Origin of the sequence: Nocardioides mangrovi (assembly GCF_020073815.1) — a bacterium.
Lineage (GTDB): Bacteria > Actinomycetota > Actinomycetes > Propionibacteriales > Nocardioidaceae > Nocardioides > Nocardioides mangrovi.
Map to the genome: position 1 here is coordinate 209,137 of NZ_JAIQZJ010000008.1, position 21,421 is coordinate 230,557.

The 21,421-nt window shown below is 71.6% G+C and carries 20 protein-coding genes; 11 read left to right on the forward strand and 9 right to left on the reverse strand.

Annotated features, from left to right (window positions below):
• Nucleotides 1–26: 26 nt before the first annotated feature.
• From K8U61_RS15095 to K8U61_RS15115, 5 genes are all read left to right on the forward strand, one after another.
• The gene (locus tag K8U61_RS15095) at nt 27–1,064 is read left to right on the forward strand and encodes an ABC transporter substrate-binding protein (RefSeq protein WP_224123864.1); all 1,038 of its coding nucleotides are present in this window, start codon (nt 27–29) and stop codon (nt 1,062–1,064) included.
• Nucleotides 1,065–1,246: 182 nt separating this feature from the next.
• The gene (locus K8U61_RS15100) at nt 1,247–1,882 is read left to right on the forward strand and encodes a TenA family protein (RefSeq protein ID WP_224123865.1); all 636 of its coding nucleotides are present in this window, start codon (nt 1,247–1,249) and stop codon (nt 1,880–1,882) included.
• A complete protein-coding gene (locus tag K8U61_RS15105; RefSeq protein ID WP_224123866.1) occupies nt 1,879–2,739 on the forward strand; it encodes an ABC transporter permease in 861 nt (286 codons plus the stop codon). The genes K8U61_RS15100 and K8U61_RS15105 overlap by 4 nt, the downstream gene beginning before the upstream one ends.
• Nucleotides 2,729–3,556 (forward strand): ABC transporter ATP-binding protein, encoded by an 828-nt coding sequence (locus K8U61_RS15110; RefSeq protein WP_224123867.1) that lies wholly within the window; start codon nt 2,729–2,731, stop codon nt 3,554–3,556. The genes K8U61_RS15105 and K8U61_RS15110 overlap by 11 nt, the downstream gene beginning before the upstream one ends.
• A gap of 27 nt (nt 3,557–3,583) precedes the next feature.
• Complete coding sequence (locus tag K8U61_RS15115; protein ID WP_224123868.1) at nt 3,584–4,660, forward strand: LLM class flavin-dependent oxidoreductase; 1,077 nt, start codon at nt 3,584–3,586, stop codon at nt 4,658–4,660.
• A gap of 33 nt (nt 4,661–4,693) precedes the next feature.
• Here K8U61_RS15115 and K8U61_RS15120 read toward each other — a convergent pair whose 3' ends face one another.
• On the reverse strand, nt 4,694–5,356 hold the full coding sequence (locus tag K8U61_RS15120) for a GntR family transcriptional regulator (RefSeq protein WP_224123869.1): 663 nt from the start codon (nt 5,354–5,356) through the stop codon (nt 4,694–4,696).
• Between the two features lie 78 nt (nt 5,357–5,434).
• Nucleotides 5,435–6,955: an aldehyde dehydrogenase family protein gene (locus K8U61_RS15125; RefSeq protein ID WP_224123870.1), complete on the reverse strand. Its 1,521-nt coding sequence runs from the start codon at nt 6,953–6,955 to the stop codon at nt 5,435–5,437.
• A gap of 104 nt (nt 6,956–7,059) precedes the next feature.
• On the opposite strand from K8U61_RS15125, the gene K8U61_RS15130 reads away from it, so the two are divergent.
• The 6 genes from K8U61_RS15130 (at nt 7,060) to K8U61_RS15155 (ending at nt 13,599) form a co-directional block, all read left to right on the forward strand.
• Nucleotides 7,060–7,737 (forward strand): GntR family transcriptional regulator, encoded by a 678-nt coding sequence (locus tag K8U61_RS15130; protein ID WP_224123871.1) that lies wholly within the window; start codon nt 7,060–7,062, stop codon nt 7,735–7,737.
• 113 nt (nt 7,738–7,850) lie between these two features.
• Nucleotides 7,851–9,080 carry a M20 family metallopeptidase gene (locus K8U61_RS15135; RefSeq protein WP_224123872.1) on the forward strand — a complete coding sequence of 410 codons (1,230 nt, stop codon included), beginning with the start codon at nt 7,851–7,853 and terminating at the stop codon, nt 9,078–9,080.
• On the forward strand, nt 9,080–10,075 hold the full coding sequence (locus K8U61_RS15140) for an LLM class flavin-dependent oxidoreductase (RefSeq protein WP_224123873.1): 996 nt from the start codon (nt 9,080–9,082) through the stop codon (nt 10,073–10,075). The genes K8U61_RS15135 and K8U61_RS15140 overlap by 1 nt, the downstream gene beginning before the upstream one ends.
• On the forward strand, nt 10,072–11,049 hold the full coding sequence (locus K8U61_RS15145) for a 2,5-dihydroxypyridine 5,6-dioxygenase NicX family protein (RefSeq protein WP_224123874.1): 978 nt from the start codon (nt 10,072–10,074) through the stop codon (nt 11,047–11,049). Before K8U61_RS15140 ends, K8U61_RS15145 begins: the two co-directional genes overlap by 4 nt.
• Nucleotides 11,050–11,068: 19 nt before the next feature.
• Nucleotides 11,069–12,169 carry a pyridoxal phosphate-dependent aminotransferase gene (locus tag K8U61_RS15150; RefSeq protein WP_224123875.1) on the forward strand — a complete coding sequence of 367 codons (1,101 nt, stop codon included), beginning with the start codon at nt 11,069–11,071 and terminating at the stop codon, nt 12,167–12,169.
• The gene (locus K8U61_RS15155; RefSeq protein WP_224123876.1) at nt 12,166–13,599 is read left to right on the forward strand and encodes an amidase; all 1,434 of its coding nucleotides are present in this window, start codon (nt 12,166–12,168) and stop codon (nt 13,597–13,599) included. Before K8U61_RS15150 ends, K8U61_RS15155 begins: the two co-directional genes overlap by 4 nt.
• A 1-nt stretch (nt 13,600) precedes the next feature.
• Here K8U61_RS15155 and K8U61_RS15160 read toward each other — a convergent pair whose 3' ends face one another.
• The 7 genes from K8U61_RS15160 to K8U61_RS15190 all read right to left on the reverse strand — a co-directional run bounded on the left by K8U61_RS15160 (nt 13,601) and on the right by K8U61_RS15190 (nt 21,409).
• Complete coding sequence (locus K8U61_RS15160; protein WP_224123877.1) at nt 13,601–14,116, reverse strand: flavin reductase family protein; 516 nt, start codon at nt 14,114–14,116, stop codon at nt 13,601–13,603.
• An 11-nt stretch (nt 14,117–14,127) separates the two neighbouring features.
• A complete protein-coding gene (locus K8U61_RS15165) occupies nt 14,128–14,688 on the reverse strand; it encodes an NADPH-dependent FMN reductase (RefSeq protein WP_224123878.1) in 561 nt (186 codons plus the stop codon).
• A 221-nt stretch (nt 14,689–14,909) separates the two neighbouring features.
• The gene (locus tag K8U61_RS15170) at nt 14,910–16,274 is read right to left on the reverse strand and encodes an NAD(P)-binding protein (RefSeq protein ID WP_224123879.1); all 1,365 of its coding nucleotides are present in this window, start codon (nt 16,272–16,274) and stop codon (nt 14,910–14,912) included.
• 74 nt (nt 16,275–16,348) lie between these two features.
• Nucleotides 16,349–16,795 carry an ester cyclase gene (locus K8U61_RS15175; RefSeq protein ID WP_224123880.1) on the reverse strand — a complete coding sequence of 149 codons (447 nt, stop codon included), beginning with the start codon at nt 16,793–16,795 and terminating at the stop codon, nt 16,349–16,351.
• Nucleotides 16,792–17,115, reverse strand: coding sequence for a LapA family protein (locus K8U61_RS15180; protein ID WP_224123881.1), 324 nt, complete (start codon nt 17,113–17,115; stop codon nt 16,792–16,794). Before K8U61_RS15180 ends, K8U61_RS15175 begins: the two co-directional genes overlap by 4 nt.
• 43 nt (nt 17,116–17,158) lie before the next feature.
• Nucleotides 17,159–20,356 (reverse strand): PKD domain-containing protein, encoded by a 3,198-nt coding sequence (locus K8U61_RS15185; RefSeq protein WP_224123882.1) that lies wholly within the window; start codon nt 20,354–20,356, stop codon nt 17,159–17,161.
• A gap of 117 nt (nt 20,357–20,473) precedes the next feature.
• Complete coding sequence (locus K8U61_RS15190) at nt 20,474–21,409, reverse strand: Dyp-type peroxidase (protein WP_224123883.1); 936 nt, start codon at nt 21,407–21,409, stop codon at nt 20,474–20,476.
• Nucleotides 21,410–21,421: the final 12 nt, after the last annotated feature.

A 21,421-nucleotide genomic window follows, 5' to 3' on the forward strand; every position in this document is an offset into this window, starting at 1 on the left:
CCGATGAGGAGAAAGAGGAAGTGCCCATGAAGAGAACACGACGGCTCGCCATCGCCGTGGCGATCGGCGTGCTCGGCAGCCTGCTCGCCGCCTGCGGCAGCGACTCGGACGGCGCCAGCTCGTCCGGCTCCGGAGAGCTCACCAAGGTGCGGTTCGCCCTGGACTGGACGCCGAACACCAACCACACCGGCCTCTACGTCGCCATCGCCAAGGGCTACTTCGAGGACGCCGGCATCGACCTCGAGGTCCTGCCCTACAACAACTCCTACCCCGACACCCTGATCGACGCGGGCTCGGCGGAGTTCGGCATCGGCTTCCAGGACACCACCACGGTCGCGATCGCCTCGGGCGCCAAGGTCGAGTCGGTGATGGCCCTGATCCAGCACTGGGCGACGGCGATCGGCGTCCGCGCCGACGACGACGACATCCAGAGCCCGAAGGACCTCGACGGCAAGACGTACGCCGGCTTCGGCAGCCAGTCCGAGGGCAAGATCCTCCAGACCGTCATCAAGAACGACGGCGGCACCGGCGACTTCAAGAGCGTCACGCTCGGGACGTCGGCGTACGAGGCCCTCTACTCCGGCAAGGTCGACTTCACCGTGCCGTTCATGACCTGGGAGGGCATCGAGGCCGACCTCCGCGGTGAGCCGATGAAGTACTTCAAGTACACCGACTACGGCTTCCCGGACAACTACGCCGTCACTGTCGACGGCAACACCGACTGGATGGCCGACCACCCGGACGTCACCAAGGCCTTCGTCGGCGCGCTGCAGAAGGGCTACGAGTACGCCCAGGCCAACCCCGACGACGCCGCACAGATCCTGATCGACCAGAACAAGGACGTGCTCACCAACACCGACCTGGTGATGAAGAGCCAGGAGATGCTCGCCGCCGACTACATGCTCGACGACGACGGCAAGTTCGGCACCCAGACCGAGGAGCAGTGGGCCGCGCTCGGCAAGTACTACTACGACCAGGGCCTGCTGACCGACGCCAACGGCGACGCGCTCACCGAGGAGCCGGACTGGTCGACGTTCTTCACCGACGAGTACCTCTCCAGCTGACGACCCGGGGTGGGGGGGGGGGGGGCGGCGCCCGCGGGGGGGGGGGGGGGGGGGGGGCGGGGCCCCGCCCCCCCGCCCCCCCCCCCCCCGCCCCGCCCGGGGGGGGGGGGGGCCCCCCCGCCCGCGGGCGCCCCCCCCCCCCCCCGCCCGACCACCACTCGACCCGACAGAGGAGCGAGCCGATGCCACCCACCCGGGGACTCGCCGACGCGCTCAGCGCGGAGGTCACCCAGGCCGCGACGGCGTGGCTGGACCTGCCGATGCTCGCGGGGATCCGCGCGGGAGACCTCGACCCCGCGGTCTTCCGTCACTACCTCGAGCAGGACTACGTCTACCTGCGCTACTACGCGCGCATCTACAGCCGGCTTGCGGCCGCCGCGACCACGGAGGACGAGCTCGAGCTCTTCGTCCGCCTCGCGCACGGCGTGGTCGCGGTCGAGCTCGACCACCACAAGCGGGCCGCCGGCCCGTTCGGCTGCGACTTCGACGACGTCGTGCCCTCCGCCGAGACGCGGGAGTACCTCGCCTTCTACGAGTCGCTCGCGCACGACCGTGCGGCCACGCTGGTCGCGATGCTGCCCTGCATCCAGGGGTACGGCGTCGCGCTCGCGGGTCTCCGCGACGCGGCGCCCGGCCCCTACCAGGACTGGATCGCCATCTACAGCGGCGGTCAGTACGCCGACATGATCCAGCGCCACCTCACGCTCGTCGACGGCGCCGAGCTCCCGGAGGACCGCGCCCTCGAGATCCTCGCCCGGGCCGTCGAGCTCGAGCGCATGTTCTGGAACCAGCTCCCTGCCGTCGTGGAGGCGTCATGACCAGCATCGACCGCGCGGACGGCTACGTCGCCGCCGCCACACCGGCCGCCCGGGACCGCCGGCGCCGGCGCCGGATCGACCCGGTCCGGCTGCTCAGCACAGTGCTGCCGCCCGTGCTGATCCTCGCCGTCCTGCTGATCGGCTGGGAGGTGGCGGTCAACGTCACCGGGGTCCGGCCGCAGGTGCTGCCGACCCCGTCCCGCGTGCTCAGCGAGGGATGGGGCCAGCGCGAGGCGATCGAGATGCACACCAAGGCGACGCTCCAGGTCACGCTGGTCGGCTTCGCCTTCTCCCTGCTCGTCGCCTGGGTGATCGCGGTCGTCGTGGACTTCTCCGGCTGGCTGCGTCGCGGCGTGATGCCGCTGCTGGTCGCCTCCCAGACGATCCCCATCGTCGCGATCGCGCCGCTGATGATCATCTGGTTCGGCTTCGGGCTGATGCCGAAGGTCCTCGTCGTGGCGCTCGCGACGTTCTTCCCGATCGCCGTCGGCCTGGTCGAGGGCTTCAACAAGGCCGACCGCGAGGCCAGCAACCTGCTGCGCAGCATGGGCGCCGGGCGATTCACCGAGTTCCGCTACGTGCGGCTGCCCTCCGCGATGCCGAGCTTCTTCACGGCCCTGCGGATCAGCATCACCTACGCCGTCGTCGGCGCGATCTTCGCCGAGTACGTCGGGGCCGAGAAGGGCCTCGGCATCTACATGAGCATGCAGAAGAACGCCTTCCGCACCGACCTCGTGCTCGCCGCGGTGGTCGTCAGCGCCGTGCTCAGCATCGCCCTCTACCTGGTGACCTTCCTGGTCGAGCGGCTGGTCATCCCGTGGAGCTTCAAGGAGAGGAAGGCCCGTCATGCCGACTGAGCAGGAGCAGGTGACCGCGGTCCCGCGGATCGAGGTCCGCGACCTCGCCAAGCAGTTCGCCGTACGCGGTGGCGTGCGCGAGGTCGTCGACAACGTGTCCTTCGACGTCGCCCCGGGCGAGTTCGTCTCGGTGATCGGCCCGAGCGGCTGCGGCAAGAGCACGATGTTCAACATCCTCGCCGGCCTGGAGACGCCGACCTCGGGCGAGGTCCGGGTCGACGGCCGCGACGCCATCGGCCACCGTGAGCACTTCGCCTACATGCCGCAGAAGGACCTGCTCTTCCCGTGGCGCACCATCGCCGAGAACGCCGCGCTCGGTCTGGAGGTCCAGGGCGTCCCGCGCAGGAAGGCGCGGGCCCAGGCCCGCGAGCTCTTCCCCGCGTTCGGCCTCGCCGGCTTCGAGGACTCCCACCCGTTCGAGCTCTCCGGCGGCATGCGCCAGCGTGCGGCGCTGCTCCGCACCGTCGTGCAGGGTCGCGAGATCCTCCTGCTCGACGAGCCCTTCGGCGCCCTCGACTCCCTGACCCGCATCGAGATGCAGAACTGGCTCCAGGGGGTGTGGTCGGACCACTCCTGGACGGCGGTGCTGATCACCCACGACATCCGTGAGGCGGTCTACCTCTCCGACCGCGTGATCGTCCTCAGCGCCCGGCCGACCCGGGTGCGGCTCGACGTCCGCATCGACCTGGAGCGTCCGCGGGACCTGGCGGTCACGACCTCGGCCGAGTTCGCGGCGTACGAGCAGCAGCTCATCGAGGTCCTCCACGACGAGTCCCGCAAGGCCTTCGCCCAGCAGCAAGAGGGCCTGGCCAGCTAGCCACCACCCCCACGACAGGAGCGCACGATGAAGGACATCGAGTACGGCATCTTCATGCCGGTCAGCAGCGGCGGGTGGATCCCGTCGAGCACGGTGCCGGAGCTCGACGGCAGCTACGCCTACAACCTGGAGGTCGCCCGGCTCTCCGAGCGGCTCGGCTTTGACTTCACCCTGTCCCAGGCCGTGTGGCGTGGGTACGGCGGTCCGTCGCGCCACTTCGACGACAACCTGGAGTCGCTGGTCACCAGCGGCGGCCTCGCCCAGGCGACCACGGACATCGGCGTGTGGTCGACGGTCAACACCGCCATGCTGCACCCGGCCATCGCCGCCAAGATGGTCGCGACCGGCAGCCAGATCAGCAACGGGCGCACGGGCCTCAACATCGTCGCCGGCGGCAACCGCACCTCCGAGACCCAGATGGGCATCGGCCTCGACCTCGACAACAGCACGAAGTACCGCCGTGCCGCTGAGTGGGTCGAGGTCGTCAAGGCGCTGTGGACCGAGAGCACCGTCGACTACGACGGCGAGTACTTCCAGCTCAAGGACTGCCAGTCCGACCCCAAGCCCGTCGGCGGCGTGCCGCAGATGATCTGTGCCGCCACCTCCGACACCGGCCTGGCCTTCGTCGCCAAGAACCTCGACGGCGTCCTCTTCGAGGGCACCTCCCGCGACTCCGTGGTCGCGATCGGTCAGCGAGCCCGCCGGATCTCGCAGGAGAACGGCGACAACCTCAAGACCTACTGCGTGTTCATGATCGTGCCGGGCGACACCGACGCCGACGCCCAGCGCCGGATCGACCTCTACAACGAGGGTCGCGACCTGGTCGCGCTCGAGCGGATGGCGCGCGAGTGGGGCGCGGTCTCGCACGACAGCTCCGCCCACAACCCGGACAACGAGGGCTGGAAGGACTCCACCGCCATCTCGACCGGGACCGTCGCCGGCTCGCCCGACAGCATCGCCGAGCAGCTCGCCGACATGGTCGAGCACGCCGACATCGACGGCGCCGTCTTCATCATGCCGGACTTCATCGACGACCTGACGGTGCTCGGCGAGGAGATCGTGCCGAAGCTGGTGGCCAACGGGTTCGGACGGGTCGGCGCCTGAAGCGTGGCCTGAGCGTCGATGCCGGCCGGACGGTCAGAGCCCGAGAGCGGCGACCTGCTGCTCCTGGACGGACTGCAGGTGCGCCCGCAGCGCGCGGAGCGCGCCGTCGACGTCGTGCGCGGTGATCGCCTCGATGATGGCCCGGTGGTCGCCCAGCGACCGCCGGGCCGACTCGGCCGTGAGGTGGGTGCGGCCCATGCGCTGGAGATGCATGGTGAGCCGGTCCCGGATCTCGTCGAGCAGGGTGTTGTGCAGCTGCGCGAAGAGGATGCTGTCGAACTCGTCGAGGTTGTGCCCGACGGTGTCGAGGTCATCGGCGGCGAGGGCCGCCTCGGCGGCGTCGACGGTGGCCTGGAGCTGACGGGCGACCTCGCCGCTCTCGTCCTGCGCGGCGCGCCGGACGCACTCGGACTCGAGGATCTCGCGGGTCTCGAAGATCTCGAGCAGCCGCTCGCGGGTGTAGGTGCTCGCCCGGGCGCCCCGGTAGGCGGCGATCTCGACGAGGCCGTCGCGCTGGAGCCGCACCAGGGCCTCGCGGATCGGGGTCTTGCTGATGCCGTAGCGCTCGGTCAGCGCCGCCTCGCGCAGCGGCTCACCCGGCGCGATGTCCTGGTCGATGAGGGCCTGGCGGAGCCGGTCGTAGACCCAGTCCTTGATCTGGTGCGGTGCGACGCGGTCCTGATCGATAGCGGTCATGGGTGCTTCCTGGAGAGGGGGGCCGAGGACAGCCATCTTGGCATGCCCCCGGCCCTGCGGGCCCGCCCCGCCGCCGAGTCAGGCCAGGTCGATCCACACCGTCTTGGTCTGGAGGTAGGGCTCGAGCGCCTCCGCGCCGAGCTCCTTGCCGTAGCCGCTGGCCCGGAAGCCGCCGTAGGGGATCGCGACGTCGAACATCCCGTAGGTGTTGACCCAGACCACGCCGGCGCGCAGCCCCGCGGCCACCCGGTGCACCCGGCCCACGTCGCGGGTCCAGATGCCGGACGCGAGGCCGAAGGAGGTGTCGTTGCCCAGCGCGAGGGCCTCCTCCTCGGTCTCGAACGACGACACCATGCCGACCGGCCCGAAGATCTCGCGCTGCATGATCTCCATGTCAGGGCGTACGTCGGTGAAGAGCGTCGGCCGCACGAAGCTGCCGCCCGCGAGCGCCGGGTCGTCGACCGGTGCGCCCCCGACGACCGGGGTCGCGCCCTGGTCGACGCCGGAGCGGATGAGGGCGTTGACCCGCTCCTGCTGCTCCGCGCTGACGACCGGGCCCATCGTGGTGCCGGCGTCGAGGCCGTTGCCCAGCTGGATGCCGGCTACCCGCTCGGCCAGGCCGGCGACGAACTCGTCGTACCGCGACCGGTGCACGAAGACCCGGGCGCCGGCGATGCAGCACTGGCCCTGGTTGAAGTAGACGGCGCCGAAGGTGCCCTCGATCGCCTTCGCCAGGTCGGCGTCCTCGAAGACGATGCTCGGGGACTTGCCGCCGAGCTCGAGCGAGAGCCGCTTCATGTTGCCGCCGGAGGCCTGGAGGATCTTGCGGCCGGTGGCGTTCTCGCCGGTGAAGGTGACCTTGTCGACGTCGAGGTGCGCGGCGAGCGGGGCGCCGGCGCCCGGCCCGTCGCCGGTGACGATGTTGACGACGCCGGGCGGGAAGCCGATCTCGGTGATCAGCTGGCCGAGCCGGATCGCCGACAGCGGCGTCTGCTCGGCGGGCTTGAGCACGACGGTGTTGCCGGCCGCGAGCGCGGGACCGAGCTTGTAGGCGCACATGAGGAGTGGGAAGTTCCACGGGATGATCGCGCCGACGACGCCCACGGGCTCGCGTCGCGTGTAGACGTGGAAGTCCATGCCCGAGGCCGGCGTCATCGTGCCGCCCTCGATCTTGGTCGCCCAGCCGGCGTAGTACTTGAAGAGCGAGGCGACCAGCGGCACGTCGAGCGTGGCGGACTCGCCGGTCGGCTTGCCGTTGTCCAGCGTCTCGAGCTGGCCGAGCTCGTCGGCGCGGCGCTCGATCTCGTCGCCGAGCTGCCAGAGCAGCTCGGCGCGGCGTGCGGGGCCCAGGCCGTTCCAGACCGGCAGCGCGGCCCGGGCGGCGACCACCGCGGCGTCGACGTCGGCCTTGGTCCCGCCGGCCACGTCGGCGAGGTGCCGCCCGGTCGCCGGGTCGGTCACCGCCAGGGTCGCGCCGGTGGCGCCGGGGCGCTCGGTGCCCCCGACCAGCAGGCCGTGGTCGCGGTCGAGGAAGGCGCGCACCTCGGGGAGGACGGCGTCGTGCAGGTCGGTCATCGCGGCTCCGATCTGGGATCTCATATCTCATTTCGTACTCTACGGGACCGGGTCAACGCGGGGCAACGCTCCCCACGGACCGTAAGATCTGAGATACGATCCGGTTTCATCCAACGAAGGCGGCGAATGTGAGCGCAGGGATCTCCGGGGACTCCGTGGAGCCGATGCAGGTCAAGGACGTGGTCTACCGCCGGCTGCGCGACCGCATCGTCGACCTCTCCTTCGCGCCCGGCACCTCGCTGCGCGAGGTCGCCCTCTCCGAGCTGCTCGGGGTGTCGAAGACCCCGATCCGCGAGGCCTTCGTCCGCCTCGAGCGCGACGGCCTGGTCGAGGTGGCGCCCTACCGGGGTGTGAAGGTCCGCGCCTACTCCGCCGAGGCCGTCCGCGAGCTGTTCGAGGCCCGCGGCCTCCTCGAGACCGAGTGCGTACGCCGCGCCGCCGAGCGCCGCGACCCCGAGCTGCTGGCCGCCCTCGAGTCAAACATCGCGGAGACCGAGCGGGCGCTGGATGCCGGCGACGCGGAGGCCGTCGCGCGCGGGCTCGACGTCTTCGACGAGATCCTCTTCGCCAGCCTGGGCAACAGCCTGCTCGCCGACGTCTTCGAGCGGCTCACCATCCACCTGCGCCGGATCGGCAACATGGTCGCCAGCCCGGACCGGTCCCGGGAGTCGGTGGCCTTCCACCGCACGATCCTCGGCGCGATCGCCGAGGGCCGCGCCGAGGACGGGGCGCGGGCCATGGCGGAGCACATCGCGGTGGTGCGGGACGCCCACGCGAGCGTGGTCCGCGACGCCGACGGCGCGTAGTCGTCGGCAGCCCGGTCGCCCGAGGGTTTACACGTTCTTAATCGGGCGTGGCGTCGGTCGGGCCGCCGGCGTGGTTAGGATCTGAGACATTAGATCTTATCCAAGGAGTGCCGATGACCCACCTCGCCCGCCCCGACGTCGACGTCGACCTCGCTGAGCGCGTCGCCGCCCACGTGGACGTCGACCGGCTGATCGCCCGCGTGCAGGAGGTGTGCCGGATCCCGAGCATCCTCGGTGAGGAGGGCCCGCTGGCCGCCCACCTGGTCGCGATGATGGCCGAGGCAGGTTTCAGCGAGCCGCACGAGCAGCCGGTGCTGCCGGACCGGCCCAACGCGCTGGGGCACCTCGACTTCGGCCCCGGCCGCACCGTCGTCTTCACCGGTCACATGGACACCAAGCCGGTCTCCCACGGCTGGACCCGCACCGAGCCCTTCTCGGGCGAGATCATCGACGGCGCCGTCTACGGCCACGGGATCATGGACATGAAGGCGGCGCTCGTCTGCCAGATCGCCGCGATGGAGGCGGTCCGCGACTCCGGGATCCCGGTCACCGGCCGGCTCGCGATGGCCGCCGTCTCCGACCACATGGGCGACCAGCTCGGCTCGATCAAGTACTTCGAGGAGTACGACGCCGACCTGTGCGTGCTCGGCGAGCTCTCCGACAACGAGATCTTCCTGGGCCACCGCGGCCGCTACTACTACGACATCCACGTGCGCGGCATCTCCGCGCACACCTGCCACAAGCCGCTCGCGGTCAACGCCAACATGCTCGCCGCGCACGCGATCATCGAGCTGGACGCCTCCCACCTGGAGCCGCAGCTCGAGGAGTGGGTGACCTCCCTCTTCGGGACCGAGACCTTCATGGCCCCCGGCCGGGTCTACGGCGGCCTGCCGCCGGGTGGTCCGTCGATGATTCCCGACGAGTGCGTCATCCGGGTCGACTGCCGGCCCCAGCCCGGTGTCAGCCTCGAGGAGGTGCGCGCCGAGATCGACCGCTGCCTGGTCAAGGCCAAGGAGCGCGAGCCGCGCTTCGAGGCCGAGGTGGTGCTCGCGGACGTGAAGTCCGGCTACCTGGCCGAGCCGGAGGCCGAGGTCACCGACCTGATGCGGCGGGCGGTCCGCTCCGTCCGCGGCGCCGAGCCCGACCTGCAGGTGGCCGGCTGGCTCGGCGACACCGCCAGCTTCGGCGACCGCATCCCGACGATCATCTTCGGCCCCGGAGGCGAGCCGGTCTACTGCCCCGACGAGCACCTCTCCATCGACGACATCGTCGAGGCGACCCGGGTGTACGCCGCCTTCGCCGCCTACGCGCTCACCACCGGGTCCACCGAGGAGAGCCGCTGATGCGGGCCGGCGTCGCGCTGCAGCCGGTCTACCCGTCCCAGCAGTTCGGCGACATGGTCGCCGACGCGGAGGCGTGGGGGCTCGACGAGCTGTGGCTCACCGACTCCTCCCTGCACTCGCGCTACTGCTACTCCTTCCTCACCATCGCCGCGCTCCGCACGTCGCGGATGACGCTCGGGACGGCGGTCACCAACCCGGTGACCCGGCACCCCGCGCTGGGCGCCGTGGCCGCCGCGACCATCAACGAGGTCTCGGGCGGCCGCGCCATCCACGGCATCGGGGCCGGCGACCGGCCGCTCGAGGCACTGGGCTTCAAGCCCGCGCGGCTCGGGCTGCTCGAGGACGCGGTCGCCGCGTCCCGGCGGCTGTGGTCCGGCGAGACCGTCTCGTGGGAGGCCCGCGGCTTCAGCCTCGACGACGCCCACATGCGCTTCGACGTCCCTTCGGAGATCCCGGTCTACATCTCTGCCAGCGGACCGAAGACCCTCGAGCTGGCGGGCCGGATCGCCGACGGCGTCATCCTCCTGGCCGGCCTGCACCCCGACGGCCTGCGCTACGCGCTCGAGCACATCGACCGCGGTGTCGAGATGGCCGGCCGGGACCGCCGGCCGCAGATCACCGTCTTCGCCTACGGGCAGATCAGCGACGACGACGAGTCGGCGCTGGCCGCCGCGCGCACGATCGCGGCGTGGTTCCCGCAGACGGCGCCGATGTACTGCGAGCTCGCCGGCCTCTCGCCCGAGCTGGTCGAGCGGGTGCGGACGATGTACTCCGGCGGCGAGTTCCAGGAGGCCGAGGCGGCCGCCCGGCTGCTGCCCGAGGACTTCGTGCGCCGGATGGCGCTGGCCGGCGGCGCCGACGTCGTCCTGGAGCACCGGCGCAACCTCGCCGAGCTCGGGATCGACTCGATGACGGTCTTCCCGATCGGCGGTGACGTCGAGTCGCGGATCGCCACCGTCCGCGCGTACGCCGACATCGTCCGGTCCGAGCCGTGAGCGACGCGCTCCCCGAGCAGACCGTCGCCCGCGTCCTCGAGACCTGCCTCGGCGTCCGCACCGACGAGCGCGTCGCGCTGCTGTACGACGGCGGCACCGACGCCCTCGTGCTGCACGCGCTGGCGGCCGGGCTCGAGGCGCGCCGCGCCGTACCGGTCCTGGTGCCGGTGCCGCAGGCCGTCGTCCCCGGCACCGAGCCGCCCGCCGACGTGGCGCAGGCGCTGCTCGCGGCCGACGCGGCGATCGAGCTCACCAGCGTCTTCATCGGCTCGAGCCGGGCGCGGCAGGAAGCGACGGCCCAGGGCCGTCGCTACCTCGCGATGCCCGCGGTCGTCGCGGACACCTTCCGGCTCGGCGGCCCGTACGACGTCGACTTCGACGCCCTCGTCCCCGTGACCCAGCGGCTCGCCGCGGCGTGGGAGGCGGCCGGCGAGTACCGCATCGTCAGCCCCGGCGGCACCGACCTGCGCGGCTCGGTCCAGGGTCGCCGCGGCCGCGCGCTGACCGGCGTTGCCCGCAACCCCGGCGACTACATGGCGCCGCCCGACATCGAGTCCGGCACCGCCCCGGTCGAGGGCAGCTCGAACGGCGTCGTCGTCATCGACGGCGACTTCCTCTTCATGGGCCAGGGCCCGGTCCGCGAGCCGGTCGCCCTGCACGTGCGGGACGGCGCCCTGGTCGCCGTCGAGGGTCCCGAGGGCGCCCGGCTCGAGGAGATGATCGCCCGCGTCGGCGACCCCCGGATGACCAACCTGGCCGAGGTCTCGGTCGGCCTGAACCCGCAGGGCTCGGTGTGCGGCGTCCCGATGGAGACCGAGGCGACCAAGGGCAGCGCCCACGTGGCCTTCGGCAACTCCATCGCGTACGGCGGCACCGTCGACGCGCCCGCCCACCTCGACTGCGTGATGCGCGACGCGACCGTCCTCCTCGACGGCGTGCCGCGGATCGTCGGCGGCGACCTGCTGCCCGACTGAACCGACCCAAGGAGCACCCGTGACCAGCACCGCCGCGGCGCCGTCGTTCGAGGCCCTCCTCGACCGGGACGACATCGTGTGGATGGGCCAGAACACCAACCACCTCGAGCCGCTCCCCGAGGTGGTCGAGGCGCTCGAGCGCAGCGTGGCGCGACGCGAGTTCCAGGTCTACGCGCCGGCCGCCGGCCTCAGTGAGCTGCGCGCGCTGATCGCCGACGACCTCGGGCTGCCCGGGCTCGACGTGTGGGTCACCGACGGCGCCGTCGCGGGCCTGCACCACCTCTGCACCGCCCTCGCCCCGCGAGTCACCCAGGTCGTGACCAGCGACCCCGGCTGGCCGTGGCCGGTCCGCTTCGGCGCGCTCGCCGGGCTGCCCGCGCGCGTGGTGTCGGTGTACGACGAGCCGACCCGCCTGCTCCAGGCCGACCGCCTGGCCGAGGTCGTCGAGGAGCGCTCGCTGCTCTACCTGATCGACCCCCTCAACCCGCTGGGCAGCAGCTACACGCGCGCCGAGCTGGAGGCGATCGTGGAGGTCGCGCGGGCGACCTCGTCGTACGTCGTCCACGACTGCACCTACCGGCACTTCGCGGACGACCACACGCTGGCCGCCGAGCTCTACCCCGAGCGCACGTTCACGACGTACAGCTTCTCCAAGTGGCTGGGCCTGGCCGGCCTGCGCCTCGGCGCCGTGGCCGCGACCCCCGAGCTGCTCGCGGAGGTGATGGCGGTGCCGGCCAACCCGCTCGGCTCGAGCCTCGTCGGCCAGCGGGCGGCGGTCGCCGGGCTGCGCGCCCGGGACCGGTGGCTGCCGGCGCTGCGTGCCACCAACCGGGCGAACCTGCGTCGGGTCGAGGAGCTCGTCGCCGCCAGCGGGCTGGGCGAGGTCGTCGTGAGCCCGGCGCAGGGCAACTTCCTCGCCGTGGACCTCGCGGGCTCGGGCTGGGGCAGCGACGCCCTGTGCGCGGCACTGCTCGAGGACGGGGTCTTCATCCGGCCCGGGACCTACCAGTCCCCGCTGCACGGCGAGCGCTTCGTGAAGATCTCGACGTCGGTGCCGCCGGCGTGGATCGAGCGCTTCGCCGACGCCTGGACCGCGCGGGCAGGCGGACCGACCCGATGACCTATCGCGACCTCGACCTCGACACCTACCAGGACCTCAGCGGGGTCGAGCTCGGCCGCCGGGTCGCGGCCGGCGAGCTGTCGCCGGTGCACCTGGCCGAGTGCGCGCTCGCGCTGGTCGACCGGGACGAGCCGGAGATCAACGCCTACGCCGCGGTGATGCACGAGCGCGCCCGTCGTACGGCGGCCGAGCGCGAGCGCGAGGCGGCGGACGGCCGGCTGCGGGGACCGCTGCACGGAGTGCCGATCGCGTCGAAGGACAACCTCTACCTCGAGGGCGAGGTGCCCGGGAAGGGCTCCCGGACCAGCCCCGAGACGCCGGCGACGACGTCCTCGCCGATGGTCGAGCGGCTGCTCGGCGCCGGCGCCGTCGTGGTGGGCCGGACGACCACGCCGGAGTTCGGCTGGAAAGGCACCGGCATCTCCCCGCGCACCGGTGTCAGCCGCAACCCGTGGGACCCGAGCCGCAACACCGGCGGGTCGAGCGCCGGCTCCGGTGCGACCGTCGGCGCCGGCGCGGTGCCGATCGCGACCGGCACCGACGCGGGCGGGTCCGTGCGGATCCCCGCGGCCTTCTGCGGCACGGTCGGCCTGAAGCCGACGCTGAGCGCGATCCCGGTCTGGCCGGGCACCGTCAACGAGAACCTCTCGCACGCCGGGGTGCTGACCCGCCGGGTCGAGGACGCCGCGCTGGTCCTGGAGCTCACCGCCGGACCGGACCCGCGCGACCCGCAGTCGTCGTACGCCGCCCCGCTGGTGCCGCCCGTGACCGGGCGCCGGCTGCGGGTCGCCGTCGTGGCCGAGCCCTGGGGGATCGCGCCCAGCGACGAGGTCGCGGCCGTCTTCGCCGATGCCGTACGCCGGCTGCGCGCCACCGGCGTCGCCGACCTGGTCGACGCGACGCTCCCGGGGCCGCTGCCCCGGTCGGTCTTCGAGGCGCTCTGGGTCACCGGGCGCGGGCTCGGCTTCCGCGACCTCTTCGCCGAGCACGCGGCGGTGATGGACCCCGGGCTGGTCCGACTCGGCGACCTGGCGCAGGGCTACCAGGTCGCGGACCTGCTCGATGCGCTCTCGGCCCGGCGCGCCTTCAACCAGGCCATGTTCGCCTTCGCGGCGGCGTGGGACGTGGTGCTGATGCCGACGATGCCGCTGACCGCGTTCGGCGCCGAGGACGAGGTCCCCGCCGGAGGCGAGGCCGATGCGCCGCTGCCGTGGATCACGTGGACGCCGTACACCTATCCCTTCAACATCACGGGCCAGCCGGCGGTCTCGGTGCCGGTGCGCCTGGGGCCCGGCCACCTGCCGGTCGGGGTGCAGGTGGCCGGGGCCTGGGCGCAGGACCGGACGGTGCTGGCCTTCGCGCAGGTCTGCGAGGACCTGCTGGCCGGCACCGTCCAGCGCCGGGTCGCCCGGCCCGCTCGCCTCCGGTGAGTCAGCCGGTGAGCTGGTCGAGCCAGCGGTAGCGGCCCTTGAAGTAGAGCAGCGGCTCGTGGCGGTGCCACTCGGCCGGGCTCATCTCCTGCACGTGGCCGACCACGATCAGGTGGTCGCCCGCCTCGTGCTCGGCGACGATGTCGCAGTCGAGCCACATGAGGGTGTCGGCGATGACGGGGTTGCCGGCGGCGGTGGGCTCCCACGCGACGCCAGCCCACTTGTCGGTGCCGCTGCGGGCGAACTGGCTGGAGATCTCGTGCTGGTGGTGCGAGAGCACGTTGACGGCGAAGCGACCGGTCCGCGCGATCCGCGGGTACGTCGTCGAGGTGCGCATGACGCTGAAGGAGACCAGCGGCGGGTCCATCGAGACGCTGTAGAACGACTGGCAGGTGAAGCCCACCGGCTCGTCGCCCTCGTAGCCGCTGATGATCGTGATGCCGGAGGCGTAGTGGCCGAGCGTCTCGCGGAAGACGGCGGTGTCCAGGGCCGGGCGGAGGCGGGGCGTGTCGGTCATCGTCACCCTCCTCAGACCTGCGCCGGGACGGCGACGTCGGTGGCGTCGGTGGTGGCCACGGCCGCGGCGACCCGGGCCAGCCGGCCGAGCTTGTCGCGGTAGTCGGCCGCGGCCTTGCCGATGATCTCGTCGAGCTGGTCCATGTTGCCGGCGACGAAGTAGACGCCCCGGCCGAGCACCACGGCGCCGAGCTCGGTGAGCAGCGGCGCGAGGTGGACGTCGGGCCCCATCGAGTGGCTCAGGTCCGCGCCGGTGTGCACCGGGATGGCGGTCACGCCGTGCAGGCCACCGGCGGGGTAGCGGTCCAGGAACGCCTTGAGCAGGCCGGTGTACGTCGCCTTGTACGTCGGCGACGCGAAGACCGCGAGGTCGGAGTCGGCCACGCGCTGGTTGAGCTCGGCCAGGGTCTCCGAGGGCCAGTCGAACATCTGGTCGGCGTACTCCGCGAGGTCGATGACCTCGAGGTCGTAGCTGTCGGGCTCCAGCAGGTGCTCCACGAGCGACACTGCCACCTTGAGGGTCCGCGAGGCGGGCTTCGGGTTGCCCACCACGACGGTCACCGTCAACGTCATCTCTCCACTCACTTCCACTCGGGCGTCAGGGGTGCGAGACGAGGCGAGTGCCGGAGGGGGCCGAGCTCTCGGTCCGGTGGCAAGCACGCTTCGTCCACGTGTCTCACGCACCACCGAGGTCTTGTGGCCCGGTGTGCCTGCAACGGCTCACGTTGCACGTCAGATCTTAGATCGCGTCGTGTTTCGGAGGGGTAACGCGTCGTAACAACCCGTGCACGACCTCAGCCGGCGAGCGCCTCGAGCCGGGCCAGCGCCGGCTCGGCGTGCGCGCCCATCCGGGCGAGGGCGTCGTCGAGCGCGGCGGAGCCGGCGTGGCCGGGTGGGATGCGCGCGGGGTTGAGGGTGACCCGGTGCGCCCAGTCGCGGATGTCGGGCTCGCTGTTGAAGGCGCTGGCGTTGCGGAAGCCGAGCACGTTCATGGTCGCCCAGTCCTCGAGGCTGTTGCCGAAGGAGGACGGTGCGCAGAGGCGGTTCTTCTCGGCGTCGTCGGTGCGGGTCGCCTCGACGTAGCCGATCAGGGCGGCGCCGAAGCACGGGAAGCCGGCGCGCACCGGCTGGATCGTGATCGCGTCGGCCTGCCAGATCGGGAGGCGGTCCGGATGCCGGAGGCCGTCGGCGGTGCAGTGCACGACGACCGTGTCGCGCGGCACCTCGACGGACCCGTCGGTGAGCTCGAGGCACCCGGCACGGGCGGAGGTGATGTGGCCGAGGCGGACGACGTCCTCGATGCTCCGCAGCAGCTCGAGCTCCCACGGCCCGAGCGTCGGGGCCTTGGCCATCGAGGGCGTCACCGACGGGTCGATCCGCAGCATGATCCCGACCTCCTCGAGGCGCACGAAGAGCTCGGGCAGCGACGTCGCGGCCGCACAGGCGGTGAGCATGTCGGCGACCATGCCGAGGTAGATCTCCGGATCCGGCTGGATCTTCGTGCGGTTGAGCATCCACGGGTCGCGCGGCCGCACCCAGGTGATCGCCCCGGGGTCGACGCCGTTGGCCAGCAGCCAGATGCAGGTGTCGGTGGCGGTCTTGCCCGAGCCGGCCACGACGTACCGGCTCGGCGCCTCCTCGAGCAGCGGCAGGTCGCCGGAAGGTACGACGCGCGCGCCGTCGACCGCGAAGCGTGGCGGCGTCTCGGCCGGGATGTCGGGGGAGAGGTAGCGCGCGTCGACGATCCGGCAATCCGCGGGCACCTCGTAGCGACGACCCGAGACGCGCGAGACGAACGTGCGGTCGCCGTCGTACTCGCAGCCGGTGAAGAGCTCGACGCGGTCGGTGGCGACCAGGCGTTCGGCGACGTCGGCGTAGTAGGAGCAGATCGTGGACTTGCCGGCCCGCTCCTGCAGCCCCGCCTCCGGGCCGTGGGTCTGGATCCGGCCGCCGAGGACCGTCGACGCGACGCCGTAGAACGACGAGGACTGGTGCAGGCGGACGAAGGGATAGGCCTCCAGCCAGTGCCCGCCGACACCGTGGCGGCGGTCGACCAGCGCCACCCGCACGGTCGGGTCGTGGTCGACGAGCGCGTCGGTGAAGGCCAGGCCCATCGCGCCCGCGCCGATGACCAGGTAGTCGACCGCGATCGTCGTCACGCAGGAAGACAAGCACTCCGCGCGGCCCACGTCCATGACCCGGCCACGGCCCGACCGGGCCAGGTCTTGCCCGGTCAGGCGCCCGCGGCGCCCAGCTGGCGCAGGAAGCTGCGGTAGTCGGTGCGCACCCACTCCTCGGCGAGGCGTCCCCGGTCGTCGAAGCGGAAGATGTTGATCAGGTCCCAGACGACCCGTGCGCCGTTGGGCTCCAGCGGACCGGCGGGCGAGTGCGTGAAGGTGCGCGCGAAGGTGCCCTCGATCCAGGTCTGGCAGGCCATCGTGAGTCCCTCCACGACGACGATCCCGCGCCGGATGGTGCGGTCGTCGAAGGCCGCGCGGATCGAGGCGAAGTAGGCCGTGAGCCCGGCGTAGTCGGTCTCGTTGCCGTCCGGACCGTGGAAGCGGAAGCCCTCGGTGTCGAAGTAGGTGTCGGTCTCGGCGGGGTCCTCTCCCGACACCTCCAGCTCGCCGGCCCGCACCATCCGGGCGACCAGGTCGTCGCGGGTGAAGCCGGGGATCACGACCGCTTGTCCCGTCGTACCCGTCGGCGCAGCTGCCAGATCCGCAGGGTGCCGACGATCGCGGTGATGACGACGCCGACGACGACGGCGATCAGCAGCGCGACGGCGAGCGGGGCCGAGCCGTCCCAGCCGAAGAAGGAGATGTCGACGGACTCGGTGTTCTGCGCGATGAAGACGACGAGCAGCACCAGCAGGACCGCCGCCACGACGATCGCGGTCCAGGCTCCGCTGGTCCGCGACCGTCGTAGGGGGTCCTTCGGTGGGGTGGTCGGCTCGACGACCTCCTCCTCGGGACGAGACTCCGGCTGCTCCTCGCTCATGGGTGTCTCGTACCCCGTGGGCGACGCCGGAATCCGTCCCCGGTCAGTCCGCCGTCGTGATCGTGGCGCTCAGGTCGAACGTCGCGTTGGCGGTGGCCCGGTAGTTGAGGTGGGTCTCCGCGGAGATGACGTTGGTGCCGTTGACCAGCAGGCTGGTCGGGACGGTGTACGTCGGCCGCTGGGAGTTGGCCGTCGACACCGAGCTCGACGCGTAGGTGCCCGTGCCGATCGTGCCGCTGGGCATGTTGGTGCGGCCCACCTCGGTGCCGTTGACGTAGACCACGATGCCGTCGTCGGCCCGGGTGTCGAGCGTCAGCTGGACGACCGACGACGCGTCGGGGACCTGGAACTGCCGCGTGAAGTAGGCCGTCAGCGGCCGCTGCGACGTGGTCGAGAAGGTGTCGATGTTGGTCACCACCCCGACGTTGTTGCCGAAGCCGAGCACGCCGGCACCGCTGTTCCACGACGAGGCGTCGAACGTCCGCGAGTTCCAGTTGGTCGGCAGCGCGGTGTTGTCGTACTTCCAGGACCAGGTGGATCCCGCCGGCACGATCGTCGACGTGGTGGTCGTCGTCGGGGCGCTCACCGTGACGTCGTGCGAGACCGACCGCGAGACGCCGTCGCTGTCCGTGACGGTCAGCGTCACCGGGTAGGTGCCGCCGCTGGCGTAGACGTGCGACGGCGTCGCGCCGGAGCCGTGCGCGGTGCTGTCGCCGAAGTCCCAGTCGTACGACGCGATCGCGCTGTCGTCGCTCGACCCGGTCGCGTCGAACGACGCGGTGAGGTGGTTGGTCGTCGACGAGAACGCCGCGACCGGGGGCTGGTTGCCCTCGCCCCCGACGCCGGAGGCGAACATCGACTGGATCTGCTCCGGGGTCAGCGTGTAGTCGAAGGCCGTGGCCTCGTCGACCGTGCCCTGCCAGTACGACGTGGCGGGCCACACGCGCTGGTAGAAGTTCCGACCGAAGACACCGAGCTGCTGCAGCTGGGACATGTCGGCGTAGCCCACCCGCAGGTAGCTGCTGGCGAGTCCGGCCGCCGCCCGGGTGGTCACGGTGCTGCCGACCGGCTGCCCGTCGACGTACAGGCTGATCGTGGTGCCGCCGTCGTACGTGCCGACCACCTGGTGCCACTTGCCGTCGTTCCAGATCGTCGTCTGGTTGCGGTAGTTGATGCCGCGCCCGGCGAGAGCGAAGGACAGATCGCCGTTGTTGTCCATGACGATCGCCCGGTCGGTGGTGCCGCCGGCGCCGGTCTGGATGCTGCTCTGCGCGAGCAGCACGCCGCCGGTGATGGTGTCGGTCTTGAACCACACCGACTCCGAGAAGGCGCCGGGCGCCGAGAAGGGCGTGCTCGACGTGAGGTAGGCGTCGGTGCCGTTGAGGCTGACCGCGCTGTTGCCGGCGATCGCGCCGGGCTGGCCGGTGGTCACGCCGCCGATCGCCGTGCCGGCGTTGGCACCGCTGGCGCTCGAGTCCGCGAGGGAGCTGCCGGAGTCGTCGAGACGCCACCACACCTGCGGGTTGAGGCCGCCGATCGCCGAGGAGTACGGCGCGGGCGCGCTGCTCGCGACCGTGCCGGACACGGCCGTCGACTTCGCGCTGGTGTGGATGCCGTCGCTGGCGCTGACCCGGTAGGAGTGGGTCGACCCGGCGGCCAGGCCGGTGTCGTCGAAGCGCAGCGTCGGCCTGCTCCAGAAGTAGGACTCCGCGGTCATCGTCGCGATCGGCGTGGTCCCGTTGTCGCGGTAGACGTTGTAGGTCAGCGTCCCGGAGTCGTTGTCGTCCGTGGTCGGGATCAGGACCGTGAGGGTGTTGGCCTTCGTGGGCTGCACGGTGATCGCGAGGTTGGCCGTCAGCACGCCCGGGTTGCCGCCGAACGGGTCGGAGTCGAGGCTGCGACCCGGCACCGTCGGCGTGGCCTGGTCGCCGTTCGCGACGAAGCGGGTGAGGTAGGTCTGGCTGACCTTGTTCACCGTGGTGAAGTCGCCGCCGACGATGATCTGCGTGCCGTCGTTGGCCATCGCGTGCGGACCGGTCGCCGCCGAGCCGCTGCTGTTGGTGTTGGGGGTCCAGTGGACGAAGGACCCGTCACTGAGGTTCTGCGCGACCAGGAAGCGGTGGAGGAAGTCGGTGCGCGTCGTACCGCCGACGAAGCCGCCGTAGGCGCCGCCCTTGTTGAAGGCGCAGTCGTGCTGGTGCGAGCCCTTGTAGATGATGTTGTTCATGATCGTCAGGCCCTCGGAGCCGCCGAGGCAGGACGACAGCCAGTTGAGCGAGCCGTCGGAGATGGTGGCGTCGTACGTGCCCTCGTAGCAGCCCGGCGGGTCGCCGATCCCGGTGACGTAGGCGTGCGTGCCCTGGACGACGATGTCGCTCACGCGGCCGACGCAGTTGGTGTTGATCGGCTGACCGGCCGGCGCTGCGTCGTTGGCGTCCCACTGCTCGGTGGCGCCGGTGGTCGGGTCGAGGGAGGTCATGCCGCCGCTGCTGACGCCGTTGACGCCCATGAAGTTGCCGCCGGTGAGCAGCCGGCTGCCGTCCGGCGCGAGCGCCAGGGCCAGCACGTTGGGGGTGTACGTCGTGACCGTGCCGTCGCGGTTGGTCACGTCGGGACGCTGGATGAACGTCGGCGCGAAGCCGGTGTTGAGGGCGCCGGTCGCGGCGGTCACCGAGGCCAGGTAGGACTGCGTCGTGTTCTTGACGGTCGTGAAGTCACCGCCGAGGTAGACCGTGGAGCTCGTCGACTCGATCGATCGCACCGGGCGGTTGGGGTTGGGGGCGAAGGCCGTGACCAGCGCGCCCGTGGTGGCGTTGACGGCCGCGAGCTTGTTGCGACTGGTGCCGTTGACGGTCGAGAACTGGCCACCGATGTAGAGGGTCTTGTTGTCCGGCGACATGTCGAGCGAGTAGACCCGCCCGTTCAGCGTCACGTTGAAGGCCGTGTTGAGGGTGCCGTCCGAGGCGTTGAACGCCGCGATGTACGTGCGCGTCGTGGTCGACCCGGACTGGCCCGAGCCGGGCTTGACCGAGGTGAAGTTGCCGCCGGCGTAGATCAGGCCGTTGCCCGTCTCCAGCGCGTCCACCTCACCGTTGGGCTGCCAGATCGGCGAGGCGACACCGCTGACCGACTGGTCGTTGACCGCGGCGGTCGCCGGTGCAGTCTCGACCGTGACGACCGCGATGACGGGCAGCAGCAGCGCCGACGCCGCCGACGCCAGGAACGCGCGAGATCTCTTCATGACACAGCTCCGTCCGACCCGCTCCGCGGGAGTCCCCGACCGGCCCCACGCCGGCTCGGGCGAAACGCTGACACGGGTCGGAGGACTCGTCGGGTCGAGCGAGGTGCGTTCCCCAGATCAGGGGACGGCGGCCTCCAGCTGGTCCACAGACGGCACATAGAAAAGGGCGCCCGTGGTCGCACGGGACACCTCGAGCAGCCGATCGGTGGTGCCCGGAGGGTCGCCGATGAACATGTTGCGCAGCATCCGCTCGATGACGCCCGGATCCTTGGTGTAGCCGATGAAGTAGGTGCCGTACTCGCCGTCGGCCACCCGCCCGAACGGCATGTTGTCGCGCAGGATCGCCAGCTCGTTGCCGTCCTCGTCCTCGATGCTGGTCAGCGCCGTGTGCGCGCCGGGCGCCTTCTGGTCGTCGGGCAGCTCGATGTCGGAGAGCTTCTCGCGTCCGACCGCGGCCTCCTGGTGCTCCACGGCCATGGCGTTCCAGGCGTCGAGGTCGTGGAGGTACTGCTGGATGATCACGTAGCTGCCGCCCGCAAAGCCCGGGTCCTCGTCGCCGATCAGGAGGGCGGCGTCGACGGCCTGCCCGACCGGGTTCTCGGTGCCGTCGACGAAGCCGAGCAGGTCGCGACGGTCGAAGTAGCGGAAGCCGTGCACCTCGTCGACCACGCGGGCCGCGCCACGGAGCCGCTGGGTGAGCCGGGCGGCCAGCTCGAAGCACAGGTCGAGCTGCTCGGCCTTGATGTGGAAGAAGACGTCGCCGCCGGTCGCCGGCGCCGTGTGCACCGGCCCGCGGATCTCCGCGAAGGGGTGGAGGCCGGCCGGCCTCGACCCGCCGGACACCGTGCCGTAGACCGCGTCGTACGCCGCGCTCCCGATGCCGGCCACGCAGGACAGGGACGCCTCGACGTTGCGGAAGCCGATCGCCCGAGCCATGCCGGGGGCGTCGGCGAGCACCTCGCGGACGGTCTCCTCGCCGCCGGCCTCGAGGGTGAGGACGAGGAAGACGGCAGCTCGGGTGAGCGGGCTGGTGACGGGCTGCGGCTCGGGCACGGTCCCAGTCTG

Excerpts from the sequence above, each read along its gene's own strand:
- K8U61_RS15155 (WP_224123876.1), top strand. The coding sequence starts at position 12,166 with ATGACCTATCGCGACCTCGACCTCGACACCTACCAGGACCTCAGCGGG.
- K8U61_RS15160 (WP_224123877.1), bottom strand. The coding sequence starts at position 14,116 with ATGACCGACACGCCCCGCCTCCGCCCGGCCCTGGACACCGCCGTCTTC.
- K8U61_RS15135 (WP_224123872.1), top strand. The coding sequence starts at position 7,851 with ATGACCCACCTCGCCCGCCCCGACGTCGACGTCGACCTCGCTGAGCGC.
- K8U61_RS15120 (WP_224123869.1), bottom strand. The coding sequence starts at position 5,356 with ATGACCGCTATCGATCAGGACCGCGTCGCACCGCACCAGATCAAGGAC.
- K8U61_RS15105 (WP_224123866.1), top strand. The coding sequence starts at position 1,879 with ATGACCAGCATCGACCGCGCGGACGGCTACGTCGCCGCCGCCACACCG.
- K8U61_RS15095 (WP_224123864.1), top strand. The coding sequence starts at position 27 with ATGAAGAGAACACGACGGCTCGCCATCGCCGTGGCGATCGGCGTGCTC.
- K8U61_RS15100 (WP_224123865.1), top strand. The coding sequence starts at position 1,247 with ATGCCACCCACCCGGGGACTCGCCGACGCGCTCAGCGCGGAGGTCACC.
- K8U61_RS15180 (WP_224123881.1), bottom strand. The coding sequence starts at position 17,115 with ATGAGCGAGGAGCAGCCGGAGTCTCGTCCCGAGGAGGAGGTCGTCGAG.
- K8U61_RS15185 (WP_224123882.1), bottom strand. The coding sequence starts at position 20,356 with ATGAAGAGATCTCGCGCGTTCCTGGCGTCGGCGGCGTCGGCGCTGCTG.
- K8U61_RS15115 (WP_224123868.1), top strand. The coding sequence starts at position 3,584 with ATGAAGGACATCGAGTACGGCATCTTCATGCCGGTCAGCAGCGGCGGG.
- K8U61_RS15140 (WP_224123873.1), top strand. The coding sequence starts at position 9,080 with ATGCGGGCCGGCGTCGCGCTGCAGCCGGTCTACCCGTCCCAGCAGTTC.
- K8U61_RS15110 (WP_224123867.1), top strand. The coding sequence starts at position 2,729 with ATGCCGACTGAGCAGGAGCAGGTGACCGCGGTCCCGCGGATCGAGGTC.
- K8U61_RS15165 (WP_224123878.1), bottom strand. The coding sequence starts at position 14,688 with ATGACGTTGACGGTGACCGTCGTGGTGGGCAACCCGAAGCCCGCCTCG.
- K8U61_RS15125 (WP_224123870.1), bottom strand. The coding sequence starts at position 6,955 with ATGAGATCCCAGATCGGAGCCGCGATGACCGACCTGCACGACGCCGTC.